Raw genomic sequence first — 9,111 nt, 5'->3', positions numbered from 1 at the left:
CTATGGATCGTCGCCTTGGTGGGCCGTTACCCCACCAACTAGCTAATCCAACGCGGGTCCATCCTATACCACCGGAGTTTTTCACACTGGACCATGCGGTCCCGTGCGCTTATGCGGTATTAGCAACCATTTCTGGTTGTTATCCCCCTGTATAGGGCAGGTTACCCACGCGTTACTCACCCGTCCGCCACTAGAAACAAATTAAATCGACCGAAGTTTCAATAATAGGTTTCCCGTTCGACTTGCATGTGTTAAGCACGCCGCCAGCGTTCATCCTGAGCCAGGATCAAACTCTCTGATAAAGTGTTTGATTACTCAAGACAACCAACTAGCTTAGTTATCTCTCGTCATTACTGTTTATAAAAAGTTCATTCTATTGAATGATGATTCTTAAAGAATTTTCGAGAATCGTATGTGTTTCACTGTTTAGTTATCAAGGTTCTTTTGTGCTTTTTGCTCTCTTGCGACAGCTCATTTAGTTTATCACGTTCGTTTTTGTTTGTCAAGAACTTTTTTAAGTTTTTTCAAAACTTTTTTCGAACTCTTTTGTAATCTCGTTGCTCATCAGCAACTCGTTTACTTTACCACATTCATTTCTGAATGTCAAGCACTTTTTTGAAGTTTTTTAATTTCTTTTCAGAAGTTATTAACTTCAAAACGGAGAAGGAGGGATTTGAACCCTCGCGCCGGTTACCCGACCTATACCCTTAGCAGGGGCACCTCTTCGGCCTCTTGAGTACTTCTCCTGACTCCGAATTCATAATACTTTATGCAATTTGAAGTGCATTTCTTTCCGAAACGCATGGTTAATTATACATAACTCATTTTACATTGTCAACACTTTTTTTGTATTTATTTTAACTTTTTTTCATATGGTTTTTACATGGCTGCAGGGAGCAGGATTTTGAGCTCAAACCAGTTGTTTTCCTGTGCTGCCACAACGGATCCATTGTATTTTTCTACGGTGCTCTTTATACTCTTCATACCATATCCATGAAGCCGCCTGTCTTTCTTTGTCGTTACCGGCATGCCGTTTTTGAACTGGATCTTTTCGTCACAGTAATTCTCTGTACGGATGCGGACAAACTGCTTCTCTCTTGTTACATAGAGCCAGATCAACCGTTTTTGTTTTTCCTGCTGCTTTTGTGCGCTCTCAATGGCATTATCCAGCATATTACCAAATAATGCACTCACATCCATATCTTCCATAAAAGACAGCGCGCCCCCGTCTACGATAAATTTCAGTTCGATTTCTTTATTCTGACAAAGCAGCGCCTTATTCGTCAGCACAGCATCCAGGATCGGATTTCCGGTCTTGTTCTGTGTCTCGTATACTCTGATCTCACGTTCCATCTTCTCCAGATAGCTCGTGGACTTTCCTGCCTGAGCATAGGACTGCGTCTTGAGGAGGTTGATCTGGTGTTTCAGATCATGATACTTCTGATTTACCATATCAATATTTTCTTTTGATAACTGGTAATTTTTGTACTGCATCTCCATGATATTCCGAAGGGTATCTTTCTCAAAACGGATCTGTATCTCCTTAACCTGGACATGATATGCATACAGCACAGCAATTCCACTTAAATCCACAAGTGTACGGATAATAAAGATATCCATGACAAAACTTCCACTGAACAGTCCATCCTGGTCAAGATAACTCAGATTACTCATCGCAAATACAGATGTCGCAATGATGATGACCACCAGTAACTCTCTTCTTGTAATATGGATCTCTTCGAGATCTTTTTTGAGACTGAGTTCTATCAATGCCAGTATCGTAAAGATCACTGCATAGACAACTATCAGTTCCGCCCATCTCCAGAATTCTCCATGCATTCCTCTTGCATTCGTCATATAATAGTAGATCTGCCAGCACAGAGAAGCTGCAAACTCTCCGTTAATAAAAGCCTTTACGCAATAAAAGCCTGCCTCTCTGGGCGAAAAATCATTGCAGATATAAATGCCTCCCAGAATAAGCCCTACGATAACGACCATTGATGGAAGAAACAGTTCCCTCCGTACTCCATCTGTTGCTGTCATAAAAAATAAAAGGAGGGCAAACTGAACACAGCTTACTGCAGCCAGCTTCCATCTCCCGATTTTCCTTTCATTCGTACACGTGATCACAAGTACGGATAAAGCATAAGCTATGGCATAGTAATACCCTGGTGTATTTAGCACCTCTGTTGTGTTCATTTGCCCACCTCATTCAAATATTCATTTAATGCATCCAGAAACGGTTTGCGCCTGCTCCTGCTTACCTGTATGGTATCTCCATTGACGCTGACATCACTTCCCATATAATTGTCCACGTACTCCAGGTTTACCAGATAGCATCTGTTGCACCGGAAAAAGCGCTTTGCGTCCAGCTGACCTTCCGCGTCACGGATCGTGCCTTTGGTCACAAAACTTCCCTCTGTTGTATGATAGATCAGAAGATGATCCTGTACCTCCACATAACAGATCTGTGCAATATCCAGTTTCTTTTTGCCGCCTTTCAGCGATATGGTGATAAATTCTTTTTCCTGTACTTTTACTCTGTGAAGCGCTCTCCCCATACTTTCCGAAAAAGAGAAATACGAAATAGGCTTCAGCATGTAGTCCAGAGCATTTACCTTATATCCCTGAATTGCATACTGAGGCATATTTGTTATAAATATAATGACGACATCCTTGTCCAGTTCGCGGATTTTTTCGGCGGCTTTCATTCCGTTCAGAAAAGCCATCTCAATATCCATGAGAATAAGATCGTAATCCGCAGAATAATCCGTCACGATATCTTCTCCGTCCCGAAACTCTGTGATCAGAAATTTCAGTCCGTTTTCCTTCTCGTATCGTTTCAGGTGAGTTCGTAACGCTTCCAGATCGTTCGTATCATCTTCCACTGTTGCAATACGAAGCATTTTCATCCCCCGGCCTTCTCTAATGATACTTGTAGTATAACAAGAAAAAGCACAGGAAACAATGCATTTTTTATTCCATATTTTTATTTCAGAGTAAAGGAAATAAAGTCAAAACTTCCTTTTCCTTCAAAGGTAAAGAACAGTGCTTCTCTGCTTCCAGAAACCTTAAGAGGAGCTTTAAATTCTTTGACTTCTCTGCACGGACTGACAGAAATTGATGCCACAGCTTTTCCATTCTCACTGGTACGAACATACAGAGTTCCTTCTGCGCGTCCTTTTACAGCCACACTGATCTCTTTTGTTGCCCTGAGGTCAAAATACTTAAAGCCTGCCAGGGCACCGTCGCACATATTTGCAATGTACTGATCCGGTCCGGACTCTCTGTCTTTTCCATCCTGAGTCAGATATGGACAGTCTTTCTTCGGATGCTTGATCATGCTTAAGAAACGTGTTCCCTTTTTTCCATAAAGGTTGCAGACAATATAGGACGGGTAAGTTCCTTTCCCTTCCAGCGGTCCGCCATTTAAACCGCAGGAGGTCATCTCTGCCTGATAAAATTTTCCGTCTTCGAAACAGATCTCTTCTGCCATCGCCTGACGGGAGGACTGTTTGCGGTTACTGTGTCTGTGATAGAAAACAAAATATTTTCCATTCAGCTCAATGATACTGCCATGTGTATTTCCAGTATCAAATCTTGCATGCTTCACATCCGGCACACCTTCAAGGCCCACATCACCGTTACTTACCAGAATGCCGCCATACTGGAATCCCTTTACCGGACTGTCACTTGTCGCATAGCAGAGTTCATGGCTATTCATTGTACTGTAAATAAAGTAATATGTACCATCGAATTTACGCATGGAACTTGCCTCAAGAAAAGAATGACCCTCATAAGGTGTTCCGACAGACTCCTTTTCACCTGCAATGCCAATGTATGATGGTCCGTTCAATACGGTCAGCATATCAGAAGGATCGAGTTCAAAACACATCGGTCCATGCTCTGTTGGTTTGGAGCCATCCAGAAGGATCGGGTTTCCTGCCAGTGCAAAGCCTGTGTACAGATACAGTTTCCCGTCGTCATCCATAAAGATGCCCGGGTCAAACTGGAACGGCTCATTCTTCTTACCGATTGCAACGCCATCGCTGTATTTTACGTATCCGTAGAATTCGTATTTTCCTGCCGGCTCGTCACATACAGCTACGGATATCATCTTTGTACCACCCATAAAATAGTACAGATAAAATCTCCCATCCGATCCCTGTACCATATCTGGGGCAGCAAGGCCATTTGTCAGACGGATCCTCGGTGCCGCCGGATCCTGTTCTCTTTTATAAATACATCCTTCGTAACGCCAGTTACCCAGGTCATCTATCGGTGCGGACCAGCAGACATAATCGCCCAGACAGAAATTCAGTCCGTTGAAGATATCATGAGAACCGTAAACGTACACACGGTCTCCTACAACATGTGGTTCTGCATCCGGAACATATTCCCAGCTTGGCATGTATGGATTTACAGCCTGTTTTGTTTTCATATTTTCCCTCCAATTTCACATTTTCAATTTCACAATTCTGATTTCGTAACTCAAAATTTATAGTCTCACTTTTATCGTATCTGCATTGTATCATGATTTTCCGTATCGGATTTCTTTTGAACGTGGTTGGTTTATTTTTCTGCGTGATCTGTGTTTTCCCGAATCTGTCCCGCATATGTTGACCAGAAATAGTTTCGTTTATAACTGTCCGCGGACATCTGTGGAACAAGAATCTCCGCACTGGTGCCATCCAGAAGGTGCTGACCCACGATACATTTCGAAGGATCTTTCTGTTCAAGTACGATTGCCTTAAGACCTGTGCAGCCCGAAAAAGCATAATCCCCGATCTGCGTCACATTCTCCGGAATCACGATCGTTTCTTCGCCCTGATATGCCTCGCTGTCTCTTGCAGTCCATATCCTTGTCTCTGTAGATATATCTTCCCATGTCCTGTGAGGTTTCTCCGGAAGTTCCACATTTACAGTCCTGTCATCGCCAAGCATCGCTTTGATATCCCGGATCAGCTGCACAGTATTTACTTCTTTTCCCGCCTGATTCAGATGAAAATTGGTGTCAAAAAACCATTCCGCTTCCATCAGGCTGTTTTTCGGATTTCCTATAACCGGAAAATCCAGTTTCTGACGCAGGAACACATCATATGATTTCAGATCATCTGCGTCTTCCACTGCCAGCTCGTTTACCGGGCAATATCTGTACCAGACGGCTGCGCCTTTTTTCTCAAGACGCTCTGCCCAGACATTCATATACTCCAGAAATTCCGGCTGTACCACATCTTCTGTAAATCTTACTTTCTGGTTCACATCATAACCGCCCGGAAGTATATTCTCTCTGCACGTATCCAGATTGATATCTCCATAGGTATTAAAGGATTTTTTCTGATATACGCTGTCTGTCGGAGGATTTTTTCCCTTCCATACATAGTTCAGTTTTTCCAGAGCAAATCCCGGGAAATTTCCCAGCATCACTTCAAAATTTTCACTCTTTATATGGCGCAGCATCCCAAAAGCTCCGTCAGCAGCCTGCCACATATATTCTCCATTAAAATAATCTGAAAGCGTCTGCTCACTCTGTTCCGGGGAAAGGATCACAATATCCCCTTCACGAATATACGCTTCGGAAAGATCCATAACCGCCTTCGTCCCAAGTCCTGCATACATGCCAAAGTTGACAACCTCATACGAAGGAAAAATTTCGTCGATCATCTCGCTGTCACAGTCAAAAGCAACGCCGCTGCCGCCAGCAAGTACGATTCTCTGTCCCGGAGTTTCCTTTAATCTCTCATGTTTACTTTTCAGTTCTCCCATAAACGTATCCCCATACTGTGCAGGCAGTCCAAACCCACAGATCAGGAAAAAAATCTGCTCCACCAGAAGCACTGCCAGCGCAATTATGACAACACGTCTTACTGTTTTTTTATCCATATTTAAAACCTGAAATAAATAAATGCATTTTCACCGCCGGATGCCATCATGCCAAGCCATGAAAATTCAATTACAGTCACTATCACAACAAAACCTGCTGCCGCCAGGCAAAGTCCCTTCCTGGTCTGGCAGTACTTATCAATTTCCTCGGGAATCCGTTCCAGAAGCACCCAGGTAATTCCTGTCGCAAGCAGCCGCAGAATCGCCAGGCCCTGAATGCCAAGAAAACTCATCGTCTCCGAGATTCCACTGCCCAGCGGATTCACAAACGGCTGCAACAAAATCTGCCACGCACCGAAAAGCGAAGGCGCCCGGAAAAACACCCAGGCAATATTCACAAGAAGCATCGTCATAACCCATCCAGCCGCCGGATGCAGAATCCTCTTTTTATCTTTCCTTATCCGCGAGAAGCACATAGCCACAACCATATAGATTCCATGAATCAGTCCCCACACAACAAAATTCCAGGACGCGCCATGCCAGAATCCACTCAACAAGAAAACGATCAGCACATTCCGGCATCTCTTCGCAAATCCTCTGCGGTTTCCTCCAAGTGGAATATATACATAATCCGTAAACCAGCGCGTCAGACTGATGTGCCATCTTTTCCAGAAATCCTGTATGCTTACTGCACGGTAAGGATGCCTGAAATTTTCCATAAGCCGTATCCCCATCATACGTGCCGCACCTCTTGCAATATCTGTATATCCGGAAAAATCACAATAAATCTGAACGGCAAAAAACACGGTTCCCAGAACCGCACCAATCCCACCGGCATCCTGCGGTGCAGCATACACTCTGTCAACATACACAGCCAGATAATCTGCCACGACAACTTTTTTGTAAAATCCCCGGAGCATCAGCCAGAAACCATTCAGCAGATCTACCCGGCTCCTTGTATGTTTTTCCTTCAGCTGTCCGAGGAGATTCCCCGCCCTCTCGATCGGGCCTGCCACCAGCTGTGGAAAGAATGAAACAAACAGAGCATAACTTGCAGGATTTTTTTCCGCAGAAATCTCGCCCCGATATACATCGATCACGTATGCCATTGTCTGGAAAGTATAAAATGAGATTCCCACTGGCGGGACCGAATATTTCAGTCCGGTCAGAAGTCCCAGGCACACAGCCACAGCAAAAATCAGCCAGGTTCTTCTGTGTCTGCCTTTTTCGATAGCAATTCCCGCCAGATAAGTAACCGCCGTTGTAAGCAGAAGCAGCCCTCCCGCCCAGGAACTTTCCCGTATATAGAAAAAGTAACTCACCGCCAGCAGAAAAAGTTCTCTGTGTTTCCACGGAATCTTCCAGTACAGGAGCACCACCACTGGAAAAAGGAAAACAAATGTCAGCGATATAAAATTCATTTTTTCTCCTCCTTCGCAAGCTGTTCTTTCAGATCATGGATCACTTTTTCGGTCCGGATCTGCGCCCCTTCTGTAGATAAATGATTATCTGTCCCATACAGATAGATTCCTGTATATAAAGAATCCTCAAGTTCAGAAATAACAGGAACATGCAGCTGACTCTTAAAATATTCATGCAGGCGGGCTCTTTCCTCCTGCGTGCTGTCTTTTGAAAGTGCATATTTATTTCTGGGTGAATAGGTAAAATAAACTTTTATTCCCTGATCCATAAATTTCTGAAACTCTGCATTCGCAGAATCGATATACGTTTCTTTCGGAAAGGCGTTTACTGTATAATTTACCGGAAGTCCGTAAATCGGTTTTTCACTCGTGGAATTCGGGCGATATACGACATAATCCCCATACTCATTGTAACTTGGTTCCTCCACTTCATTTCCATCCTCATCATAATCTGAAGCACAGACATCGTAATTTTTTCGTTCCATATCCTGTCTTGCTGTCTGGTATGCAGAAAAAGCTGTAAAGACCTGTGCATATTCCCTGAGGTCTAAATCGGCAAATGCATCATAATTGGATTCCATCATGGCAAATGTCGCATAATCCAGTTCCTTCTGATAGCAGAACTGCCTGTTTGCCGCATCAAATTCCGGAGAGTCCAGAAGAATATCTCCCTCCTTCATGCAGGACCGGATCAGTTCAAGCTGCGGAAGTGCCGGTGAGTAAGCAAAAACTCCCATATTGACCACCTCATAATCAGGAAAAGCCTGATCGAGCATCGCACTGTCGTATCCAAACCTCGTCGAAGAACCGGAAAACAGGACAATCTTCTTTTTGTCCTTCAGACTCAACAGACGATCGTATTTATCCTGAAAGGTATCGAAATAATTTCCACTGTAAGCTGGAGCCTCGATCGAATTGATATGCAGGGTACGAAGCATATCGCAGTCCTGAAATGCATAATCGCTGATTTTCTCCAGATCATCGTAGATATACAGCTGTTCCAGTCGACTGTTCCTGAATGCCCACTTTTCAACTTCATGAATCCCAGGTGAAAGGATCACGGTTTTGCACTCTGTGTCTGCAAAAGCCTGTTCCCGGATGGTTCGCACTGGAAAACCTCCAAGGCTGGACGGAACGCAGATCTGCTGTGCCTTTCCGATATAGCTGGTTATGACTGCAAAGCCTGACACTTTTTTGTATACAAAATCTGCCTCGCCTGTCCAGGGAATCCATTGTGCATACAGCACAAGTCCTTCTTTCCATTCGGTCCGGCTTCCGAGCCCCACTGCCTGTCCGGTTCCATCGGCTCTGGTATTCCATCCAAGCAGTGTGTATCCATCTCTGGCAAAAAGATCCGTTCCGGTCGAAGTATTGATCTGCTGATGTGTACCGCGGTAACAGATACTTACTCTGTCTGAATCTCCTGAAATGTTTTGTCCGCCATTGGCATCATAGACAATCTCATATTTTCCTTTTTCGGCCTGAATGCAGATACTCTCTGAATAATTTACTTCATGCAAAACAAGATTTACTGTTTTTCCATCATCCTCTTTTGTTATTTCGGTCTCGCCATGATAATCCGTGCCAAGAAACTGCCAGTTATCATCCAGCGTGATCGTAAAGCTCACATCACTTCCAGATTTTATTGTTCTGGCAGGATCTGTTACATGGTAGCCTTCTCCGGCTTCCAGAACGATATGACAGAGATTTTCTTTCCCCGTGTTTTTCTGACCGCATCCGGACAGTCCTGCTATCAGCAGAAGAAGGAATATCCCAGATGCCATTTTCAATTTTCTTTTGCGCATGAATCAAATTCCTCCTTCCATTTCTGACTTAAACTGACTGGCGGTCTTCCGGCATATTCAAG

The 9,111-nt window shown here is 44.0% G+C and carries 6 protein-coding genes, 1 tRNA gene and 1 rRNA gene; all 8 read right to left on the bottom strand.

What is annotated here, in order from left to right:
* Positions 1-302: ribosomal RNA gene (locus DWX28_RS09115) — 16S ribosomal RNA — on the bottom strand; the annotation flags it as partial.
* Between the two features lie 356 nt (positions 303-658).
* A tRNA-Ser gene (locus DWX28_RS09110) sits at positions 659-746 on the bottom strand.
* Positions 747-879: 133 nt separating this feature from the next.
* Positions 880-2,199, bottom strand: coding sequence for an ATP-binding protein (locus DWX28_RS09105; protein WP_118252520.1), 1,320 nt, complete (start codon positions 2,197-2,199; stop codon positions 880-882).
* Positions 2,196-2,912, bottom strand: coding sequence for a LytR/AlgR family response regulator transcription factor (locus DWX28_RS09100; protein WP_118252519.1), 717 nt, complete (start codon positions 2,910-2,912; stop codon positions 2,196-2,198). The genes DWX28_RS09105 and DWX28_RS09100 overlap by 4 nt, the downstream gene beginning before the upstream one ends.
* Before the next feature lie 77 nt (positions 2,913-2,989).
* Positions 2,990-4,441 (bottom strand): family 43 glycosylhydrolase, encoded by a 1,452-nt coding sequence (locus DWX28_RS09095; protein ID WP_118252518.1) that lies wholly within the window; start codon positions 4,439-4,441, stop codon positions 2,990-2,992.
* Positions 4,442-4,572: 131 nt separating this feature from the next.
* On the bottom strand, positions 4,573-5,883 hold the full coding sequence (locus DWX28_RS09090; protein WP_118252517.1) for a hypothetical protein: 1,311 nt from the start codon (positions 5,881-5,883) through the stop codon (positions 4,573-4,575).
* Between the two features lie 2 nt (positions 5,884-5,885).
* On the bottom strand, positions 5,886-7,244 hold the full coding sequence (locus DWX28_RS09085; protein WP_022213304.1) for an MBOAT family O-acyltransferase: 1,359 nt from the start codon (positions 7,242-7,244) through the stop codon (positions 5,886-5,888).
* Positions 7,241-9,049, bottom strand: a complete 1,809-nt coding sequence (locus DWX28_RS09080) for a leucine-rich repeat protein (RefSeq protein ID WP_118252516.1) — start codon at positions 9,047-9,049, stop codon at positions 7,241-7,243. Before DWX28_RS09080 ends, DWX28_RS09085 begins: the two co-directional genes overlap by 4 nt.
* Positions 9,050-9,111: the final 62 nt, after the last annotated feature.

Source organism: Blautia sp. AF19-10LB, from assembly GCF_003461245.1.
In the GTDB taxonomy this organism is placed as follows: domain Bacteria; phylum Bacillota; class Clostridia; order Lachnospirales; family Lachnospiraceae; genus Blautia_A; species Blautia_A intestinihominis.
This window is presented reverse-complemented; position numbering and strand designations above follow the sequence as displayed.

Bases quoted from the DNA above. Each gene is read 5' to 3' on its own strand.
- DWX28_RS09105 (WP_118252520.1), bottom strand. From the start codon at position 2,199: ATGAACACAACAGAGGTGCTAAATACACCAGGGTATTACTATGCCATA.
- DWX28_RS09080 (WP_118252516.1), bottom strand. From the start codon at position 9,049: ATGCGCAAAAGAAAATTGAAAATGGCATCTGGGATATTCCTTCTTCTG.
- DWX28_RS09100 (WP_118252519.1), bottom strand. From the start codon at position 2,912: ATGAAAATGCTTCGTATTGCAACAGTGGAAGATGATACGAACGATCTG.
- DWX28_RS09085 (WP_022213304.1), bottom strand. From the start codon at position 7,244: ATGAATTTTATATCGCTGACATTTGTTTTCCTTTTTCCAGTGGTGGTG.
- DWX28_RS09090 (WP_118252517.1), bottom strand. From the start codon at position 5,883: ATGGATAAAAAAACAGTAAGACGTGTTGTCATAATTGCGCTGGCAGTG.
- DWX28_RS09095 (WP_118252518.1), bottom strand. From the start codon at position 4,441: ATGAAAACAAAACAGGCTGTAAATCCATACATGCCAAGCTGGGAATAT.